This window comes from Rhodococcus sp. MPR-R1B, assembly GCF_058793255.1.
In genome coordinates this window covers 1-18,365 of sequence record NZ_JBXAFO010000050.1, presented here as the reverse complement: position 1 = coordinate 18,365, position 18,365 = coordinate 1, and the positions used below count along the sequence as shown (strand labels likewise).

The 18,365-nt window shown below is 62.6% G+C and carries 15 protein-coding genes; 10 read left to right on the top strand and 5 right to left on the bottom strand.

Annotated elements, in window-relative coordinates; all coding sequences use genetic code 11:
• Positions 1–1,187, top strand: a 1,187-nt coding sequence (locus tag AC1Q61_RS31855; RefSeq protein ID WP_492651439.1) for a sensor histidine kinase, incomplete at its 5' end; no start/stop codon positions are given.
• Positions 1,188–1,212: 25 nt separating this feature from the next.
• On the opposite strand, the gene AC1Q61_RS31850 is transcribed toward AC1Q61_RS31855, so the two are convergent.
• Entirely contained in the window at positions 1,213–2,484 is a 1,272-nt protein-coding gene (locus AC1Q61_RS31850) for an alanine racemase (protein ID WP_492651440.1), read from the bottom strand.
• 86 nt (positions 2,485–2,570) lie between these two features.
• Positions 2,571–4,046: an amidohydrolase family protein gene (locus AC1Q61_RS31845; RefSeq protein ID WP_042920400.1), complete on the bottom strand. Its 1,476-nt coding sequence runs from the start codon at positions 4,044–4,046 to the stop codon at positions 2,571–2,573.
• A 203-nt stretch (positions 4,047–4,249) separates the two neighbouring features.
• Between AC1Q61_RS31845 and AC1Q61_RS31840 the strand changes: the two genes are divergently transcribed.
• The 7 genes from AC1Q61_RS31840 (at position 4,250) to AC1Q61_RS31810 (ending at position 12,414) form a co-directional block, all read left to right on the top strand.
• Positions 4,250–5,095 carry a M55 family metallopeptidase gene (locus tag AC1Q61_RS31840; protein ID WP_007734371.1) on the top strand — a complete coding sequence of 282 codons (846 nt, stop codon included), beginning with the start codon at positions 4,250–4,252 and terminating at the stop codon, positions 5,093–5,095.
• A 271-nt stretch (positions 5,096–5,366) separates the two neighbouring features.
• Entirely contained in the window at positions 5,367–6,584 is a 1,218-nt protein-coding gene (locus AC1Q61_RS31835; RefSeq protein ID WP_228401904.1) for an MFS transporter, read from the top strand.
• 14 nt (positions 6,585–6,598) lie between these two features.
• Positions 6,599–7,456 carry a tryptophan 2,3-dioxygenase gene (locus AC1Q61_RS31830; protein WP_042920395.1) on the top strand — a complete coding sequence of 286 codons (858 nt, stop codon included), beginning with the start codon at positions 6,599–6,601 and terminating at the stop codon, positions 7,454–7,456.
• A gap of 143 nt (positions 7,457–7,599) precedes the next feature.
• Positions 7,600–8,694 carry a M20 family metallopeptidase gene (locus AC1Q61_RS31825; protein WP_051649497.1) on the top strand — a complete coding sequence of 365 codons (1,095 nt, stop codon included), beginning with the start codon at positions 7,600–7,602 and terminating at the stop codon, positions 8,692–8,694.
• 2 nt (positions 8,695–8,696) lie between these two features.
• Positions 8,697–9,635, top strand: a complete 939-nt coding sequence (locus AC1Q61_RS31820) for a GNAT family N-acetyltransferase (protein ID WP_228232451.1) — start codon at positions 8,697–8,699, stop codon at positions 9,633–9,635.
• Positions 9,632–10,747, top strand: coding sequence for an o-succinylbenzoate synthase (gene menC, locus AC1Q61_RS31815; RefSeq protein ID WP_215515657.1), 1,116 nt, complete (start codon positions 9,632–9,634; stop codon positions 10,745–10,747). Before AC1Q61_RS31820 ends, menC begins: the two co-directional genes overlap by 4 nt.
• Positions 10,748–10,794: 47 nt before the next feature.
• Entirely contained in the window at positions 10,795–12,414 is a 1,620-nt protein-coding gene (locus tag AC1Q61_RS31810) for a PucR family transcriptional regulator (protein WP_215515658.1), read from the top strand.
• A gap of 71 nt (positions 12,415–12,485) precedes the next feature.
• On the opposite strand, the gene AC1Q61_RS31805 is transcribed toward AC1Q61_RS31810, so the two are convergent.
• The 3 genes from AC1Q61_RS31805 to AC1Q61_RS31795 all read right to left on the bottom strand — a co-directional run bounded on the left by AC1Q61_RS31805 (position 12,486) and on the right by AC1Q61_RS31795 (position 14,841).
• Positions 12,486–13,382, bottom strand: a complete 897-nt coding sequence (locus AC1Q61_RS31805) for a serine hydrolase (RefSeq protein WP_007734380.1) — start codon at positions 13,380–13,382, stop codon at positions 12,486–12,488.
• A gap of 156 nt (positions 13,383–13,538) precedes the next feature.
• A complete protein-coding gene (locus tag AC1Q61_RS31800) occupies positions 13,539–14,174 on the bottom strand; it encodes a ScbR family autoregulator-binding transcription factor (protein WP_007734383.1) in 636 nt (211 codons plus the stop codon).
• 238 nt (positions 14,175–14,412) lie between these two features.
• Positions 14,413–14,841 carry an HIT family protein gene (locus tag AC1Q61_RS31795; RefSeq protein WP_042449536.1) on the bottom strand — a complete coding sequence of 143 codons (429 nt, stop codon included), beginning with the start codon at positions 14,839–14,841 and terminating at the stop codon, positions 14,413–14,415.
• Positions 14,842–14,928: 87 nt separating this feature from the next.
• Between AC1Q61_RS31795 and AC1Q61_RS31790 the strand changes: the two genes are divergently transcribed.
• Both AC1Q61_RS31790 and AC1Q61_RS31785 read left to right on the top strand, forming a co-directional pair.
• Positions 14,929–16,170 carry a bifunctional glycosyltransferase family 2/GtrA family protein gene (locus AC1Q61_RS31790; protein ID WP_007734387.1) on the top strand — a complete coding sequence of 414 codons (1,242 nt, stop codon included), beginning with the start codon at positions 14,929–14,931 and terminating at the stop codon, positions 16,168–16,170.
• On the top strand, positions 16,167–18,314 hold the full coding sequence (locus AC1Q61_RS31785; protein ID WP_492651441.1) for an ArnT family glycosyltransferase: 2,148 nt from the start codon (positions 16,167–16,169) through the stop codon (positions 18,312–18,314). The genes AC1Q61_RS31790 and AC1Q61_RS31785 overlap by 4 nt, the downstream gene beginning before the upstream one ends.
• The last annotated feature ends 51 nt before the right edge of the window (positions 18,315–18,365 follow it).

Below are 18,365 nucleotides of genomic sequence, written 5' to 3'. Positions count from 1 at the left end.
CACCCAGCCCCTTCTTCGTTCGGACCGTGACCCCGGACGGACGGGTGATCATCCTGAACGACAAGTCGACGACGACCGAACCCGACCTGTCGAAAGATTCCACCAACGGCCCGATCACCGTCGGATCGAGCGACGGTTCGGACGTGAACTGGCGGGTTCTCACGACGGTCCGCGACGGCACGACCACGACTATCGGTGTGCGACTGACGGATAACGAGCAGACCGTCGACGACTTGGTCGGCCTGCAACTCGGCATCGGCCTGGTTGTCCTGCTGATCCTCGGCGGCGCAGCGTATTTCGTGGTTCGTCGGAGCCTCCGTCCGCTTGTCGAAGTGGAGGAAACTGCCGCTGCCATTGCCGCCGGCGACCTTCATCGACGTGTTCCGGAGCGCGATGACCGCACCGAGGTCGGTCGACTGTCCGTGGCGCTCAACGGAATGCTCGCGCAGATTCAACACGCATTTGCCGCGACCGAGGCTTCGGAGGAATCGGCCCGGCGTTCCGAGGAGAAGATGCGTAGGTTTGTCGGCGACGCGAGCCACGAGTTGCGCACACCCTTGACGACTATTCGTGGGTTCGCCGAGTTGTATCGCCAAGGCGCCATGACTGATACGGAAACGCTGATGAACCGGATCGAGGGCGAGGCGTCGAGGATGGGACTTCTGGTCGAAGATCTGCTCATGCTGGCAAGACTCGACGAACAGCGTCCACTCGAGAACAAGCCTGTGGATCTGCTTGCAGTTGCGGCGGATTCGGTACAGGCGGCACGAGCGATCGCACCGGATCGAACTGTCGAACTTCAGATGACCAGCGGCCCAGGCCTGCCCGAAGTGCATGGTGACGAGGCCAGACTGCGTCAGGTAGTTGCCAATCTGGTGGGCAACGCGATCAAACACACGCCGCCGGATGCGCAGGTCACCGTTCGTGTCGGTACGACCGAGAACTCCGCGGTGGTCGAGGTTTCGGATACCGGTCAGGGTTTGAGTGACGAGGATGCCGCGCGGATCTTCGAGCGTTTCTACCGCGCCGACACCTCTCGCACCCGTGAGACCGGGGGCGCCGGTCTCGGCCTGTCCATCGTTTCGGCTTTGGTTGCAGCGCACGACGGAACCGTCAGCGTCGAGACCTCCCTCGGGCAGGGGACGACGTTCCGCGTCGAATTGCCGCGTGACCCGAAGGACGACTGACGCCGGATTAACGCAACCGGTCCCCTCAGAAGTAGGTGTGCACCGTGCCGACGACGCGGTAATCCGAATCGACCTCGGGAATCAGTGACCACTTGTCGAATGTGGTGCAGGGATGCGAGATTCCGCAACCGAGCAGATCGCCGACCTTCACGTCGAAGTCAGCCGGAACGTCGACGTACGCGTGCTGGTCGTTGAGTGCGGTGATCGTCAGCTCTCGCGCTGATCGGTTGGATCCGTCGCGTCGGCGCCACAGGACTATGGGAAAGCCTGCGTCGGAACCGACATCGCGGCGGCCGAAGCCCAGGATCACACGTCCGGGTTCAGGTAGGGAGAGCACTACGCCCCAGACCTCTGCGGCTCCCTGCAGAGTTCGCGGACCGTCAGCCCACGGCGAAGTTTCGGCATAGAGACCGTGATCATGGGTGATATAGCAACCGCTGCGCAGCACGATGCGTACACCGTTGTCGAGTGCCCATCGGCCGGCCAGCTCGCGTACAACCAGATCGTGAAACGCACTGCCGCCGAAAGTGACCAGTGGCCGGGGAGCCTTCGCGGAGTTGTTCTCGAACAGGTTCTCGGCAACACAGATTTCCGTGAAAACCCGCGCGGATTTGAGATACGAATCGACGGAGATACGGCGGGCTGCTACCGAGGCTCCGGGCATCATGCCCTCGAACCCCTCGACTCCGGTGAGAATCAACGAAGGTGCCTGCGATGCTGCGCGTGCGACGTCGAGTGCTTGCTCGACAGTGCGAGCGCCCGCGCGTCCGCTGTCGTAGCCGAGTTCGACGAGAACCCGGATACGGCTGGCCGGTGAGACTTTCGCGATCAACTGTTCCATCAGGCGGACGCTCTCGACCGAGTCCACGAGGGTGGTGACGAAGAAATCGGGGTCGGTGGCCTGGGCGTCGCAGATCCACCGAATACCGGCGGGATCGAGAACCTGGCTGGCGATGATGATGGTGTCCACACCGAACTCACGCAAAATGCGTGCCTGCGCAACGGTTGCGGCTGTCATCGCCCAAGCCCCGGCGTCGAGTTGCCGTCGAACCAGTTCGGGGCTCATCGTGGTCTTCGCGTGAGGCGCCAGATCCACATCGTGGTCGGAGCAGAACTGTGCCATGAGGTCGACATTGTGCGCGATCGCTGCACGGTTGAGTGTCATCACGGGTAGCAGGAGGTTGCCGTCGAGTGCCGAGATCCCCAGCGGCTCGAGGTCGGAACCGTCGCGACCTTCGAGGTCGGTGCCGAAGGCCTTGTGCTGCCAACCGATCGGGGGGTTCGCGAAATCCGTCATGGCATCGATTGTGCCGTTGATTGCAGACGATGTGTTCATGTGTGGTGGCTTTCTGTCAGAACTATGCGGGTCAGAGTGAGATCCGGCTACGAGCGGCGTACCGGGCGACCAGGCAACGCGTCCTGGACCACGACACCGTCTTCGACGACGGGTACTCCGCCGACCAGCACGCGGCTGATACCGGTGGAGGGGCGGGTGCCGTCGATGTACGTGGCGTTGTCGGTGATTCGCTCGGGGTCGAAAACGAGGATGTCCGCGTCGCTACCGGGGCTGATCCGGCCTTTCGTCGCCATCGAGGGAACCGACTCCTCCAGAATCTGCGCAGGGATCAACGAGCAGCGCGCGATGATCTCCGACAGCGACAGCAGCCGACGCTCGCGGTACAGCGTACGAATCGCACGTGCGTAGGTGCCGGCGCCGCGGGGGTGGCCGAGTGCCTTCTCCGGCAGTGGCCACTGCAATGAGTCGGCAGGCGAACGGCCGGGCCAGGTCAGTGGCATCGCGTCGCTCGCGATGGCGGCGCGATCGAAAGTCATCGCCCGTTCGAGGAATTCGCGCTGCACGGTGTCGTTCTCGTCGAGGAACTCCACCAGCACCAACCCACCGGGGTCGGTGGCCCGAAGATGTTCCAGCTGCTTGCGGTCCGCGATACGTTCACCGGTGGGTACGAATGTCAGCGACCGTGGTGTCAGATTCATCAGGTGCAGCTTGTCGGGATCGAGAAACGCAGCTCCGACGGCCGTCGACCCGGAACCGTACGGATACGCCTCCGTCGTGACGCGCGATCCGGCTGACTGAACTTGTGCCACCACCGACAGCGCGTGGTCGACGTGCATTCCCGAGGTGCTGTTGACGTGGCAGTAGTGCATGTGTGCGCCGGTTTCGGCTGCTGCACGGGCGATTTCGACGGCACCATCCACCGGGCTCGACGGATCGGCCGAGATGAGAGGGCGCGCATGGGTATAGGTGGGAACACCGGCTCGGGCCGCGAGATCCGCCACCTGTAGGTACTCCACCGGATCGGATTTCGGCGCGTACCCGACCACCACGCCGATGCCGAGAGCGCCTGCGGCCAGATCGTTTTCGAGGAGTTCGAGAATGTGGGCGCGCTGGGAGGCGGTGGGCTCGCCCTGCCAGCTCGGGGAACCGAGATGGTGCAGGAGCGTTCTGATGTCGCCGTCGGGATCGGCCCCTGAGAGTTCGATCATTCGGGCGTGCGCCCACGACGTCGCGTAGCCGTAGTTGATCGGGCGGCCCTCGGCGCCGGCCCGGGCATATGCCTTTGCAACAGGAATGACGCCGGCTTCCAGTTCGAGGGCCGTCGTGACTCCGTCCAATGCCTGAAGTCGCTGCTCGGCGATTTCCTGTCCGTGGCTGTGCAGGTCGATGAATCCGGGGCAGATGACCTGACCGGTCACGTCGATCGTCTGCCGGGCTTCGATCGCGTCGCGACCCCACGCCGAGACCTTGCCGTCGGTGATCGCGATGCCCCGAACCTCGTCGGTCCCCGATGCGGGATCGACGACACGGCCGCCGGTGAACACGATGTCGTGGACCTGCATCAGCGCTGCACTCCTGTCGTTGGTCGAACCGCCTGGCCCGGCGAATGTCCCGATGGTTTCACGGCTCGGGTATCGGATTCTGGTGTGAACGTCCCAAATGGAGGCCGACTCACCGTTCGAGCGGACAAGAAACGGATGCGCTCGAGTGTGAAGGTGAAAGCGAAGTTATCAATTCAGCCGATTGAGATCGATGGAGGACAGGAATGCACGTCTATATTTCGGTGGACATGGAGGGTATCGCGGGTATCGCGACGCTCGATCAGACGATCCGCGGCGGTGGCGGCTACCACCGTGCGCAGATGCTCATGACCGCCGAGACCAATGCCGCGATCGCCGGTGCGTTCGACGCCGGTGCGACGAGCGTCCTGGTCAACGACAGCCACGGAACGATGGACAATCTGCTTCACGCCGACCTGGATCCACGGGCGCGTCTGATCTTCGGAACACCGAAGATGCAGTGCATGGCGGAGGGACTGACGTCCGATCACGACGTCGCGCTGTTTGTCGGCTATCACGCACCCGCCGGTGGGCCCGGCGTCCTGGCGCACACGTTCTCGAGCTTGTTCGCCGACGTCCGCCTCGACGGCAAGTCCGTCTCGGAGACCGACGTCAACACCCTCTACGCTGCCACCCAGGGCGTTCCCGTCGGCCTGGTGACGGGTGACGACATCATCTGCGGCTTGGTCGACGCGGCCTCGCCGACAACCGAGACCGTCGAGGTCAAGAAGGCACATGGATGGTCGGCAACCAATTCGCTGCCGCCGTCGCTGGCGTGCGAGCAGATCCGAGCAGGAGCCGAGCGCGCAGTGCGTAAGGCCGACACACTGAAGCCGGTCGAGCTGCGTGACGAATGGACCCTCGAGATCGTTCACCCCACCACCACGGGAGCTGAACTCGCCGAGGCTGTTCCCGGCTCGCGACGGATTTCGGATCGTACGATTTCGCACACACTCGGCAGCGTCGACGACATTCTCGGTCTGATCACTGTCAATGCCCGGCTTGCAGCCGCAGGCGTCTCGACGATCGTGGCAGTCGCCAATCGCACGTAGTGAAGTAGCGACTCCATCGCGAAATGCCGCCGACGCCGTGTGCGCCGGCGGCATTTGTCATCTCTTGGGGCAGAACATGTTCCGACCGACCAAACGTTGCTTCGGCTATTGGTGAAACGGACCAATGCGGTAGACGTGTTCGCTGTCACACTTCATCAGTCTTTTCAATGTTCCAGTCCATGCGGCACAAGACAATTCGGGAGGCTTGATGAAGGCGGAACGCGTCACAGTGGAAGGACCGTCGCGGGCGAGCGACGGTCCGGTTCGAAATATGATGGACAACAAATCGATTCGTCGTACGACCACCGTTACGGTGGGGCTGCTCAGTACCATCTGGTTGATCGACATGGTGGATCGCGTCATGATCGGGCTTGCGCTTCCGATGATCGGCGACGAATTCTCGCTCAGCAGTACGCAGTTGGGTGGCGTGGTCTCGGTATTCGCGATCTTCTACATGCTCGGGCAGGTCCCCGGCGGAATGTTGGCCGACCGCTTCGGACCCAGGCCCCTGTTGATCGTTGCTTTGATCCTGTGGTCGGTGTTCACAGCGTTGACAGGGTTCGCGTGGGGTCTCGTCTCGCTGATGGTCATGCGTGCGATGTTCGGCATCAGCCAGGGGCTCTTTCCAGCGGCGTCGTTCAAGGCTTTGGCTGAGCGGACGCGTCCGAAAACCAGGGCGACCGCGATGGGTTTCATGCTCGGCGCCAACAACCTCGGCCCCGGCATCGCACCGCTGATCATCGCGCCGGTCCTCATGGCCGTGGGGTGGCGTGACGCGTTCTGGCTGGTGGCGATCGTCGGCGCAGTGATCGGCACGGTGGTGTGGTTGGTGCTGCCCGCACCGCTGGACACGGAAATCTCGGAAGATCCCGAGGCAGCCTTGCAACCTCTGGCGAGCGAGCACTCTCGCGCCGCGGTGTTCAAGTCCGCGTCGGTGTGGAAGTTCGCGATTCTGTTCTGCCTGGCCAACATGTCCGCGTACGGGCTGATGACCTGGGTGCCGAGTTATCTGCTCAACGACAAGGGACTCTCGCTGATCGACACGGGAATCTTTGCCGCAATCCCCTTCATCGTCACGGCGCTGGCCACGATTGTGGGCGGGCGGTTGGTGGACAAGTACTTCCACGACCGGGCCAGGATCCTTCTGGTTCCGTGTATGGCCACGTCGGCAGTCCTTTTGTTCCTGATGACCACCGCTGACACCGTCGCGATGTTCACGTTCTACGAGACGTTGGCTCTAGGCATCAGCGGTCTGTGTTCGATGTCGATCTTCGCGATGCCGTTGCGGGCACTTCCGGCCGAATTCCTCGGTTCCGGAATGGGTTTGATCAACGGTTGTGGTCAGTTCGCCGGTTTCATCACCCCGCTCGTGATGGGATGGATGGTGGACCAGTTCTCGTACATGGCTGCATTCGGAGTCCTGGTCGGAGCGACGAGCGCTGCCGCATTGGTGGCCATGATCGTTCCGCAGACCCCGGCGAAATTCTGACAAGGAGACCGAAGATGTCGGCAACGGACGGCACACGAAAGATCGAAGACGACGTCGTCACCGATTTTTCCGGGAAGATGAGTTACGGGGCCTACCTCGGACTCGATACCCTCCTGGATTCGCAGCACCCGGTGAGCGAGCCGGAACACCACGACGAACTCTTGTTCATCATTCAGCACCAGACCAGCGAGTTGTGGCTCAAGCTGTTTCTCCATGAGATTCGGGCGGCCAGAGCAGCGATCGCTGCCGACAACATTCGGGTTGCGTTCAAGCGGATCGCACGTGTCAAACACATTCAGGCCACCTTGACCGAGCAGTGGTCGGTGTTGGCGACACTGACGCCGGCGGAGTATGCGGAGTTCAGGGGCGTTCTCGGCAACTCATCGGGGTTCCAGTCGTACCAGTACCGCGCCGTGGAATTCGTGCTCGGAAACAAGAACGCGGGCATGCTGAAGGTGTTCGAATCGGATCCGTCCGCCCATCGATTGTTGGAGACCCTGCTCGGGGAGCCGACACTGTACGACGAGTTCTGGCGGTACCTGTCCAGGCAGGGGTACGACGTTCCGGCGTCGGCTCTCGAACGAGACGTCAGCGCGCCCTACGTGCGAAACGACGAACTGATTCCGCTGGTCAAAGCAATCTACGAGAACGTCGAACAGCACTGGACGGCGTACGAGGCGTTCGAGGAGTTGGTCGACCTCGAGGAGAGCTTTCAGCTGTGGCGGTTCCGGCACCTTCGGACCGTGCTGCGGGTGATCGGCATGAAGAAGGGGACCGGCGGTTCGAGTGGTGGTGCCGGCTTCCTGCAACGTGCGCTGGAGTTGAGCTTCTTTCCCGAGCTGTTTGCCGCCCGAACAGAGATCGGTACCTGACACACCTGCTTGATGACACCCAGCTGTTCGTGACACACGACGAATCCGAGCACGAAGGACAGGAGTCTTGGACAAGATCCGACAGGGTCGCTTCGACCAAGCTTGACTGCGAAGTTGCAAGTCGGTGACAGGAGAGCGTCGGAGTGGACAAGAAATCAATGGTGGCAGACCTGGCGGCGTTGGTAACCGCCGAGTCGCCCAGTTCCGATCTCGGCGCAGTCGATGCATGTGCGGACGTGGTGGCCGAAATCGGCGAACGCCACCTCGGAAGCACCCCCGAACGTATCCGCATCGACGGGCGCCAGCACTTGCGTTGGTCGTTCGGCGCGGAGCCGAAGGTGATGCTCCTGGGCCATTTCGACACCGTCTGGCCTCTCGGAACGCTCGCGGAGTTGCCCTGGTCTGTCACCGACAACATCGCCACCGGACCCGGAGTCTTCGACATGAAGGCCGGCATCGTCCAGCTCTTCCACGCGCTCGCATCGCTTCCGTCGCTCGACGGGGTGGTCGTGCTCCTCAATTCCGACGAGGAAATCGGCTCCCCGACCTCGCGCGCACTGATCGAGGAGCAAGCACGTCAGGTCGACGCGGTGCTGGTCCTCGAAGCCGCAGCCGACGGCGCAGTGAAGACCGCGCGCAAGGGTATGTCGCTGTACTGCGTCGACATCGAGGGACGCGCTGCACACGCCGGACTGGAACCGGAACGAGGTGTGAACGCTGTAGTGGAGCTCGCACACCAGATTCAGGCCGTGGTGGAGCTCGCGGACCCGGTGGCGGGAACGTCGGTGGTGCCGTCCGTGATCAGTGGCGGCACGACCACCAATACTGTTGCAGCGCAAGCGCAACTGTGGTGTGACGTTCGCATGTGGTCGGCGAAGGAACAGGAACGCATCGACCGTTCGATCCGTGCACTGACACCGGCGCTGGCCGAAAGTCGAATTTCGGTGTCCGGAGGCCCCAACCGTGGACCACTTGAATCAGTGTCTTCGGAGAAGCTGTACTTTCTCGCTCACCAGGTCAGCAGTGAGAGCGGCTTGGGGATGCTGCGCGACTGCGCCGTCGGCGGTGCATCGGACGGAAATTTCACTGCCGCAGTAGGAACTCCCACGTTGGACGGCCTCGGTGCCGTCGGCGGTGGCGCCCACGCAGCGACAGAACACGTAGAGATAGATCAGATGATCCCGCGCGCCACCTTGTTGGCCGGTCTGGTGACTCGAATCCTGGAGGGAGGACTGTGACTATGACGTCGCCGAACAATGTCCAACGCAAGACCGTTCAACCATTCGGAGGTGTATCGCCTTCACGGATGCGGCAAGCAATCAGCCAAGCCGAGCAGGCCGCCCTGCTTGCATGTGTGACTATCGAAACCGTCACCGGGCATGCCGAGTTGGAACAGGTATTCGGTCTGTTCGAGAAGGTATGGCAGCCGGAGAGCGGTAACCCTCCCGTCCATCGGGACATGATGAAAGCGCTCGCACACTCCGGTAACTACGTCGCCGGCGCGTTTCGTGGCGGCGACTTGATCGGCGGCTCGGTTGCATTCTTCGAGGAACCGCAACATCGTTCTTTGCATTCGCACATCACGGGGATCCTCCCGAACGTGCAGAACGGGCACATCGGCCTCGCGTTGAAACTGTTCCAGCGAGCGTGGGCACTGGAACGGGGAATTCTCCACGTGCGGTGGACTTTCGACCCGCTCGTCGCACGCAATGCCTACTTCAACGTCTCGAAACTCGGTGCGCTCCCGATCCAGTATCTGCCGCGTTTCTACGCGCCGATGAACGACAGTCTCAACGGCGGCGCAGACAGCGACCGATTGCTGATCGACTGGGAAATCGGTAGCAGCAAGGTTTCCGACGTCGTCGCCGGTTCGGGAGAAGTCCCGACTCCCGAGTCCTTGGGGGCGAGCGAACTGCTGTCCGTCTCCGAAGCCGGCCTGCCCGTGTTGAAGTCGACCAAGAATCGATTCGTCACGGTGGCTACACCGAATGACGTGTACACACTGCGTAAGTCGGACCCGGCGGCGGCGAACGACTGGCGCCTGGCAGTCCGCGAGACTCTCGGTGGTGTGCTCGCCGAGAACGGAGTGGTTCTCGCAGTTACCAGAACCGGAAAGTACGTGCTGGACCGTGCGCCGGGAACACAGGCAGGCAGGACAACAGCGGAGGTTACATCGTGAAGATCGACGGAGTTGAATTACGCCGGGCGGCAATGCCGTTGAAAGCGCCGTTCCGTACCTCGTTCGGCACCGAGACCACCAAGGACGTGTTGTTCGTCAAGGTAGTCACCTCGGAGTCGGAGGGCTGGGGCGAGTGCGTGGCGATGTCCGAGCCTCGCTACTGCTCCGAATACACGGACGGCGCCGCCGAAGTCCTTCGTAAGTTCCTGATTCCGTCTCTGGGTCAACTCACCGATCCCGACGTGCACGCACTGAGCGCGACGATGGAACAGTTCGCCGGGCACCCCATGGCCAAAGCGGCACTGGAAACCGCATTTCTCGACGCCGAGTTACGGGCTGCCGGGACGAGCATGTCTTCGTACCTGGGCGCGGTGGTCGATCGCGTACCCGCGGGTGTCTCGGTGGGTATCAAGAATTCGATCGATGAGCTGCTAGAGGAGGTAGGCGGGTTCCTCGATGCCGGATACCTGCGCATCAAACTGAAGATCGAACCGGGCTGGGACATCGAGCCGGTTCGCGCAGTCCGCGAGAGGTTCGGCGACGACGTACTCCTCCAGGTCGACGCGAACACCGCGTACACCCTGGCTGACGCCCGCCATCTCCAGCGGCTCGACGACTTCGACCTCCTGCTGATCGAGCAGCCGCTTCCCGAAGAGGAACTGCGCGGCCACGCCAGGCTGGCCGAGATGATGCGGACGCCGGTCTGCCTCGACGAGTCGATCACCTCCGCGAAGGTCACCGCCGACGCGCTGGCAATCGGTGCGTGCAGCGTGGTGAACATCAAACCGGGACGTGTGGGCGGTTATCTGGAATCGCGTCGTATCCACGACGTCTGCAAGGCCAACGGAATTGCCGTGTGGTGCGGCGGAATGCTCGAGACCGGAATCGGCAGGGCCGCCAACGTCGCGCTTGCCGCGCTCCCCGGATTTGTCCTACCAGGCGATACATCGGCTTCCGACCGGTACTTCGCCGAAGACATCACCGAGCCGTTCGTACTCGACAACGGTTACGTGAAGGTTCCGGAAGGACCGGGTATCGGCGTCGAACCGATCCCCGACCTGCTCGAAGCAATTACCACGTCGGTCGAATGGATCAGCATGGATCGGCTTTGACGAATCACTATGACACACTTCGTTCACCGGACGAAGGAGTGATAGACGTGGGCACCGTACGACCTCGCATCAGTTTGGTGCGGCTTCTCGAAGACGTGGGAACTACGGTGCTGAATCCGGTTGTCGGCGACCCGGAGGCGGTCCAGGAGATCGCCTCGGTGGTCATTCACGACCCCGACGACGACTCACCCTCGACACCGGACTCCATGGTGCTGCTCGTCGGCGTCACCGGAGGCGAACGTATCGCGGAGTCCGTGGCCGGCCTGGCCGAGCGCGGAGTACGCGTGGTGGTCGCGCGAGTGACCGCCGAGGTCAGCGGTGCGGACCGCGAATTCGTCATCGCCTCGGGCGTCGTGCTGTTGGCCTTGGCGCGTGGAGTCTCGTGGGTTCAGCTGACAAGCCTGCTTCATTCGGTGCTCTCGGCCCGAAACGAAGTCGGGCACATCCACTCACGCGGAGGTGGCCCGGCCGGCGATCTGTTCGCCTTCGCCAACGCTGTCAGCGCACTTCTCGATGCGCCGATCACGATCGAGGACCGAAGCTCACGGGTCATCGCCTTCTCCGGCCGCCAGGAAGAAGGAGACGGTCCACGTATCGCGACCGTTCTGGAGCGGCAAGTTCCTGACCAGTACATTCGAGTGCTCGAAGAGGCCGGGGTCTTCGACCGGCTCTATCGCAGCGACGATCCGGTGTGGGTCTCGGCCGAGACCCTCGGTACCAAAATGGGTCGTATCGCCGTGTCCATCAGAGCCGGCGACGAGTTCCTCGGCTCCATGTGGGTGGCAACCGGTGAGCCGATGTCCGACGACCGGATGCGTGCTCTGCGCGATTCAGCCGGGTTGATCGCGCTGCAGATGTTGCGGTTGCGCGGCGGCGCCGACGCCGAGCGCCGACTGCGCGCAGACCTGATCGCAACCCTTCTCGACGGTGGGTCAGGTGCGGTCGACGCGATGAATCGCCTCGGCCTCGGGACCGGCCCCGCACTCGTGATGGCTTTGGGTCGTAGGTCTTTCGAAGGATCGTCGAAGCCGGACGATGCCGCCCACGTGGTGCGACTGACCGACGCTCTGGCCATGCACCTCGGCGCCGTCCACTCGCAGTCGGCGGCAGCCTTGGTCAACGGAACCGGCTACGCGGTGCTGTCTGTACGAGGGCATTCCCCGGCCGAAGCCGAGTTGCAGGCGTTCCGTGTGGCCTCGGACTTCCTGGACCGCACCGGAGCGTCCGGCGACACGATCATCGGGATCGGCCGGGTCGTGACCAGACCGGCGCAGCTGAGCCGATCGAAGCGCGACGCCGAACATGCCCTCGAAGTGTTGTTGGCGGGACGAGCGTCGGGCAGCGTCGCCACCTTCAGTAGCGTCCACGTCGATGCCATCCTGTTGGAGATCGCGTCGGAAGCTGCAGCCGAAGGGTTCTCGGACCTCGGACCGATCGAGGCGATCGCCAGCCACGACGCCGCTCATGCGACCTCGTTCGTGGACACTCTCGATGCGTGGCTCAACGCGTTCGGTGATGTCGGTGACGCCGCGGCGTCATTGCACGTGCACCCCAACACCTTTCGATATCGCCTCAGCAAGTTGAAGGGTATGGCCGCGTTGGATCTCGACGACCCCAACGTCCGCTTCCGGTTGATGGTGCATCTTCGTCTGCGCGGTCCACGCTAGCTCGAAAGCCGAAAAATGCGGGTCGCACTGATTTCTCAGCGCGACCCGCATTCTTTGTCAGTGGGTTCGGATCAGCTGTTGTTGCGAAGTGCTTCGACAGCGATGCGGCCGACGGTTCCGATGGAGGCGTCGATCTTCGGGGCGCGGTGGGTGAGCTCGTGGGACTTGGTGAAGACACCGACGGCGTAACGCTTGCCGTCCGGGTACGCCACGACGCCGGCCTCGTTTCGTACCAGTCCCAGCGTTCCGGTCTTGGCGGCGACAGTGACCTCGTCGGGGAAACCGGACGAAAGGCGGTGCGGCCAGACCTGCTTGCTCATGATGGTTCGGACCTCTTCACAAGCCGATGCGGGGCCGGCTTCATCCCTCCAGATTGCAGCCAGCAACATTGTGATCTCACGAGGAGTACTGGAATTGGAGCGGGCGGGATCCATGACGGAAATTGTCCGAAGAATTTCGATGGGGGGCATTTCCAGCAAGGTGCCCTTGTCGACGCCGAGGTCGTCGTAGACCGTCTTGAAGAGGCCTCGGCAGTCACGGACCAAGTTGGTCTTCTCCAAACCGAGCCCGCGCAGCGTTGCGACGATGTTGTCGAGTCCGAGACGCTCGTACAAGAAATCCGTGGCGGCGTTGTCGCTGAAGCTCATCATGAGCAGAGCGAGGTCTCGCCAGCTTGCAGTCACGTCGTCGGCGCAGCCGCCGATACCGATGCCGCCGGAGCGGAACTCGGCGGTCACCGTGGCGTGCTCGGTCGGATCAAGGGTGCCTGCCGCTACTTCACGGGCGTACTGAAGCACAACAGGAATCTTGAAAACGGAGGCGAGGATGACACCTTCGTCCGCGCCGTAGCCGAACTCTTCGCCGGAATCGATGTCGCGTGCGTGGACGTAGGCATCGGTCTTCGCTTCGGCAAGTACAGCAGCGATCTCCTGCTGTGCGCTCTCAACGTACGTGGCGGTTTCGGTCATTCGAGAAGCCCTTTCGTCGGTATCCATGTATCTGGGTTATTCGTGGATCTGACGATAGTGAGTCGACGACGGGGGGTCTTGTACGAATCGACGAAGGTTGGCGCACGGTTCGGTGCTGATGCGCCGAATCATCCGGGCGTCGGGGTGTTCTCCGGATCAGGACGCATAAGTTTCGAGGCGACATCCGACCAGTTCGGCGACGGCGCTGCGTCGCTTGTCGGAGACCACGCCTGCCAACAGGAGGGTGAACAATTCGTCGATACGGTCGTTCAAATCGCTTCGTCTGGTGAGAACGTTCGAAACCAGTTGAACGCCGGTGAATGCCGAGATCACCACGCGACCCACCGATTCCGGCTCCACATCGTCGCGGATGTCGCCTTCGAGCTTCGCGGCCTCGGCCAGTTTTCGAAGCTCGCGGATCCACGCGACGTACGGGCCTTGCGAACCGTCGGCAGAGGCCAACTCGAGGGTAAGTCGGATTCCCGCACGAACAATAGGTTCTGCGACGAGTTGGCGGCCCATCTCGTGGCACACCATGACGAGCTGTTCCAGTGCCGGTGCGCCTGTGGCTGCAACTGCGGTGAAGGCACTGATCGAGATCTGGTGCTGTTCTTCGATCACCGCCTGAGCCAGTTCGTCTTTGGACGAGAAGTGAAAATAGACCGCGCCCTTGGTCATCTGCGCCGCGGACACGATGTCATTCATGCTCGTGCTGCCGTACCCCGTGACTTCGAACCGATCAGCAGCACCTTGAAGAATCTGTCGGCGACTGATCTTGGCACGTTCCTGCATTGCTCCCTTGTCCTCCGACTGTTAACACGTGAACCAGTTTTAGGGCCCTAGGTCCCGGACCAGCGACCCACGGTAGCAGCGAATCTCGTGCTCGCGCGACAGCGCGAAACGGACTGTTCGGTGTGCAATCGCAGGTCACGGTCGGTAGGAGCGACAAATGCGACCGCCGCAACCTCCGTTGGAGGCTGCGGCGGGGAGTCCAGTTATCGGCCAGCGAAATTCGGTCGAAGGTATGCGATCAACGAGTCGAGACAGTTGCCTCGAAGCCGAGGTCGCGTAGCGCCGACTTGAGTTTGGTCTGTGCCTCGTCGAGAGATTCGGGTGACGGCGAGGTGTCGGCGCCACTGATGTCGAAGTTCCCCATGTCGTATGCGGGGAAAACATGAACGTGAAGATGCGGAACTTCCAGACCTGCGATGAGGAGACCCGACCGAGGCGCGTCGAACGCCTTACGCACGGCTTGGCCGAGGTTGCGGGCAACAGCGGTGACCTTGGCAAAGAGTTCAGGATCCACGTCCTGCCACTGATCGACCTCGGCTCGCGGAACCACAAGCACGTGGCCCTGCGTTACCGGCGCGATGGTCAAGAACGCGACGACGTCCTCGTCCTCCCACACGAAACGTCCTGGTAGATCCCCGTTGATGATGGCACTGAAGACTGAAGGCATACCCCGAGATTAGCCCGCGTCCGGTTGCCAGGAAACTCCCAGGCTGGACGCAGGTTCGTCGGAGCCGGCCCGACAAATCTAGGACGCATGACGACAGAAGCCATGCAGACCGCGGGCAGCACGGACGCAGAGGAGGTCTCCGCGACGACTGTAGTGCTGGACGTGGTCGTCCCGGTATACAACGAAGAGGCAGGCCTCGAGACGTGCGTGCGGCGCCTGCGCCGGCATTTACGCACGCAGGTGCCATTCTCTGCACGAATTACCATCGCGGACAACGCCAGTGTCGACGGCACGTTGGCACTCGCCCGTTCCCTCGCCGAAGAATTCGACGACGTCCGGGTCGTCCACCTGGATGCGAAGGGTCGTGGTCGAGCACTGCGGCAGGTATGGAGCGACTCCGATGCCGACGTGGTCGCGTACATGGACGTCGACCTCTCGACCGACCTCAACGCCCTGATGCCGTTGATTGCTCCGTTGCTCTCCGGACACTCGGACATCGCCATCGGTTCCCGGCTGGCACGATCGTCCCGCGTGGTGCGCGGCCCCAAGCGTGAGTTCATCTCACGTAGCTACAACCTCATCCTCCGAAGCGCACTGCATGCTCGCTTCTCCGACGCCCAGTGTGGATTCAAAGCCATGCGCGTCGATGTTGCACGGCAACTACTTCCGCTGGTGGAGGACACCGGGTGGTTCTTCGATACCGAATTGCTGGTGCTGGCCGAGCGAGCGGGCATGCGGATTCACGAGGTCCCTGTCGACTGGGTGGACGACCCGGACAGTCGGGTAGACATCATTGCCACGGCAGTTGCCGACCTCAAAGGTGTGGTCCGTGTCGGGCGAGCACTGTCTACCGGTTCCCTTCCATTGGCCGAGCTCAGGGCAAGTTTCGGACGTGAACCGTTGGTTCCCGGAGTTCCACGAGGAATGGTCGGGCAGCTCTCACGCTTTGCCGTGGTGGGAGTCATTTCGACGCTCGCGTACGCGCTGCTCTACCTCGCTCTGCACTCGATCATGGGTGCGCAGTGGGCCAACGCCGTCGCATTGCTGGTGACCGCGGTATTCAACACCGCCGCCAACCGGGCCTTCACCTTCGGGATCCGAGGGTCGGAAGGATCCGCTCGTCACCAGATGCAGGGCCTGCTCGTGTTCGGGTTCGGTCTACTGCTCACCAGCGGATCGTTGTTCGTGCTCGACGTCATGGCGCCCGACGCTTCCAAGCACGTGGAGCTTGCCGTACTCGTCATCGCCAATCTTGTTGCCACAGTCAGTCGATTCATCGCACTGCGCTGGGTGTTTCGCACCGCACAATCCGTAGGAGCCAATCGATGACCGCCACTGCAGAGACACTCGCCGCGCCGCTGCCAGCGCCGGAACCGCAACGTCAGGTGCGCTGGGAACCGTGGGCGCTGGGAGTGTTGTTAGTGGGCACCGGAGTTGCCTACATCTGGGGCCTGGGCGCGTCCGGATGGGCCAACTCGTTCTATGCCGCTGCGGTACAGGCAGGTTCGGTGTCGTGGAAGGCTTTCTTCTTCGGCTCCTCGGACGCTGCAAACTCGATCACCGTCGACAAGCCGCCCATGTCCCTGTGGTTGATGTCGGTGTCGGTTCGCATCTTCGGACTCAATTCCTGGGCGATGTTGGTGCCGCAGGCACTCCTCGGGGTCGGATCGGTTGCACTGTTGTGGGGAACGGTTCGACGGTATTTCGGTGCGGCCGCCGGCCTCCTCGCGGGCCTGGTACTTGCGCTCACACCCGTAGCGGCGCTGATGTTCCGGTTCAACAACCCGGATGCTCTGCTGGTGCTCCTGATGATCGCAGCAGTGTGGGCGATGATGCGCGCCGTGCAGGACGGCCGCACCCGCTGGCTCGTGTTGGTCGGTATCTTCTGCGGATTCGGTTTCCTGACAAAGCAATTACAGGTCATGTTGGTAGTTCCACCGCTGGCGCTCACCTATCTGATCGCCGGACCGCCGAAACTGGGTAAGCGCGTACTCCAACTGTTCGCGGCACTGGGCGGACTGATCGTCTCCGCCGGATGGTGGTTGGCAATCGTCGAACTGTGGCCGGCCGACTCGCGTCCGTGGATCGGTGGTTCACAGAACAATTCGATTCTCGAACTGACGCTCGGCTACAACGGGCTCGGGCGCTTGAGCGGCAACGAGACCGGAAGCGTCGGCGGCGGCGGAATGCGCGGTGCTGGTGATGCTGCGGCCGGCGCTGCTGCGGGCGGTTTCCCCGGCATGGGCGAGGCCGCAGGTGGTATGGCCGGGGGAGGTATGGCACCAGGTGGTGGGGCCGGCGGTGGTATGTGGGGGAGTACCGGCATTACCCGACTGTTCGAATCGGCCCAGGGCGGACAGATCGCCTGGTTGATTCCTGCTGCACTGATACTTCTGGTGGCTGGAATCGTGCTGCGAGGCAAGGCACCCCGCGCTGACACACAGCGTGCGTCATTCATCGTCTGGGGGCTCTGGCTGTTGGTGACCGGACTGACCTTCAGTTTCATGGCGGGAATCTTCCACGCCTACTACACCGTTGCGCTGGCGCCGGCGATCGCCGCGCTGATCGGTTCAGGATCGGTAGTGGCGTGGCGTCATCGTGACGTCCTCTGGGTTCGCATCATTCTGGCGGTGTCCTTGGCCGCAACCGTCGCGATGGCGTGGGTACTGCTCGGACGCTCGCCCTCCTTCGTACCGTGGCTTCGCTGGACCATTCTGGTGGTCGGCATCGTCAGTGCCGTGGCAGTGCTGATTCCGGCAGTGACGCGAGGTCGATTGGCTGTGGCAGTGATTCTCGCAGCGATCTTCACCGGTCTGGCGGGTCCGACTGCATACGCGATCGACACGATCAATACTCCGCATACCGGTTCCATAGTTTCGGCCGGACCGAGCGTCGAAGGTGGAATGGGCGGGCCCGGCGGTGGCCGCGGAGGCTTCGGTGGATTCGGTGGCACGGCTGATGGCGGTAACCGTCGGACCGACGGGGCTGGGACCGGAATGCCGGGCACGCCCCCTGCAGGAATGGGTCAGATGCCCGGTGGTGCAACAGTTCCGGGTGGTACCACGCCGACCACCGACGGGACGCGAGGCGCAATGGGAGGCGGTGCCGGTGGTCTACTGCAGGGCAGCACGCCGGGAGCCGCTGTTGTGTCCACTCTCGAAGAGAACTCCGACCAGTTCACGTGGGTAGCCGCGGCAATCGGGTCCAACAGCGCCTCGGGTTATCAGCTTGCGACGCAGTCACCGGTCATGGCTATCGGAGGGTTCAACGGGAGCGATCCGTCGCCGACGCTCGCGCAGTTCCAGCAGTACGTGGCAGAGGGCAAGATTCACTTCTTCATCGCCGGCGGTGGGATGGGTGGAGGTATGAACGCCGAAGGCACCGCTACCGCCATCTCGACGTGGGTGACCGAAAACTTCACCGCCACAACGGTGGACGGAGTAACCCTCTACGACTTGACGGTTGCAGGCTGACCAACAGGAACGCACGCCAGGTCCGCATCGGAGGTGCTTCCTCCGATGCGG

What these genes read in the sequence shown, in the direction of transcription:
- AC1Q61_RS31850 (WP_492651440.1), bottom strand. Translation starts at nt 2,484, where the DNA reads ATGACGGATTTCGCGAACCCCCCGATCGGTTGGCAGCACAAGGCCTTC.
- AC1Q61_RS31845 (WP_042920400.1), bottom strand. Translation starts at nt 4,046, where the DNA reads ATGCAGGTCCACGACATCGTGTTCACCGGCGGCCGTGTCGTCGATCCC.
- AC1Q61_RS31840 (WP_007734371.1), top strand. Translation starts at nt 4,250, where the DNA reads ATGCACGTCTATATTTCGGTGGACATGGAGGGTATCGCGGGTATCGCG.
- AC1Q61_RS31835 (WP_228401904.1), top strand. Translation starts at nt 5,367, where the DNA reads ATGATGGACAACAAATCGATTCGTCGTACGACCACCGTTACGGTGGGG.
- AC1Q61_RS31830 (WP_042920395.1), top strand. Translation starts at nt 6,599, where the DNA reads ATGTCGGCAACGGACGGCACACGAAAGATCGAAGACGACGTCGTCACC.
- AC1Q61_RS31820 (WP_228232451.1), top strand. Translation starts at nt 8,697, where the DNA reads ATGACGTCGCCGAACAATGTCCAACGCAAGACCGTTCAACCATTCGGA.
- AC1Q61_RS31805 (WP_007734380.1), bottom strand. Translation starts at nt 13,382, where the DNA reads ATGACCGAAACCGCCACGTACGTTGAGAGCGCACAGCAGGAGATCGCT.
- AC1Q61_RS31800 (WP_007734383.1), bottom strand. Translation starts at nt 14,174, where the DNA reads ATGCAGGAACGTGCCAAGATCAGTCGCCGACAGATTCTTCAAGGTGCT.
- AC1Q61_RS31795 (WP_042449536.1), bottom strand. Translation starts at nt 14,841, where the DNA reads ATGCCTTCAGTCTTCAGTGCCATCATCAACGGGGATCTACCAGGACGT.
- AC1Q61_RS31790 (WP_007734387.1), top strand. Translation starts at nt 14,929, where the DNA reads ATGACGACAGAAGCCATGCAGACCGCGGGCAGCACGGACGCAGAGGAG.
- AC1Q61_RS31785 (WP_492651441.1), top strand. Translation starts at nt 16,167, where the DNA reads ATGACCGCCACTGCAGAGACACTCGCCGCGCCGCTGCCAGCGCCGGAA.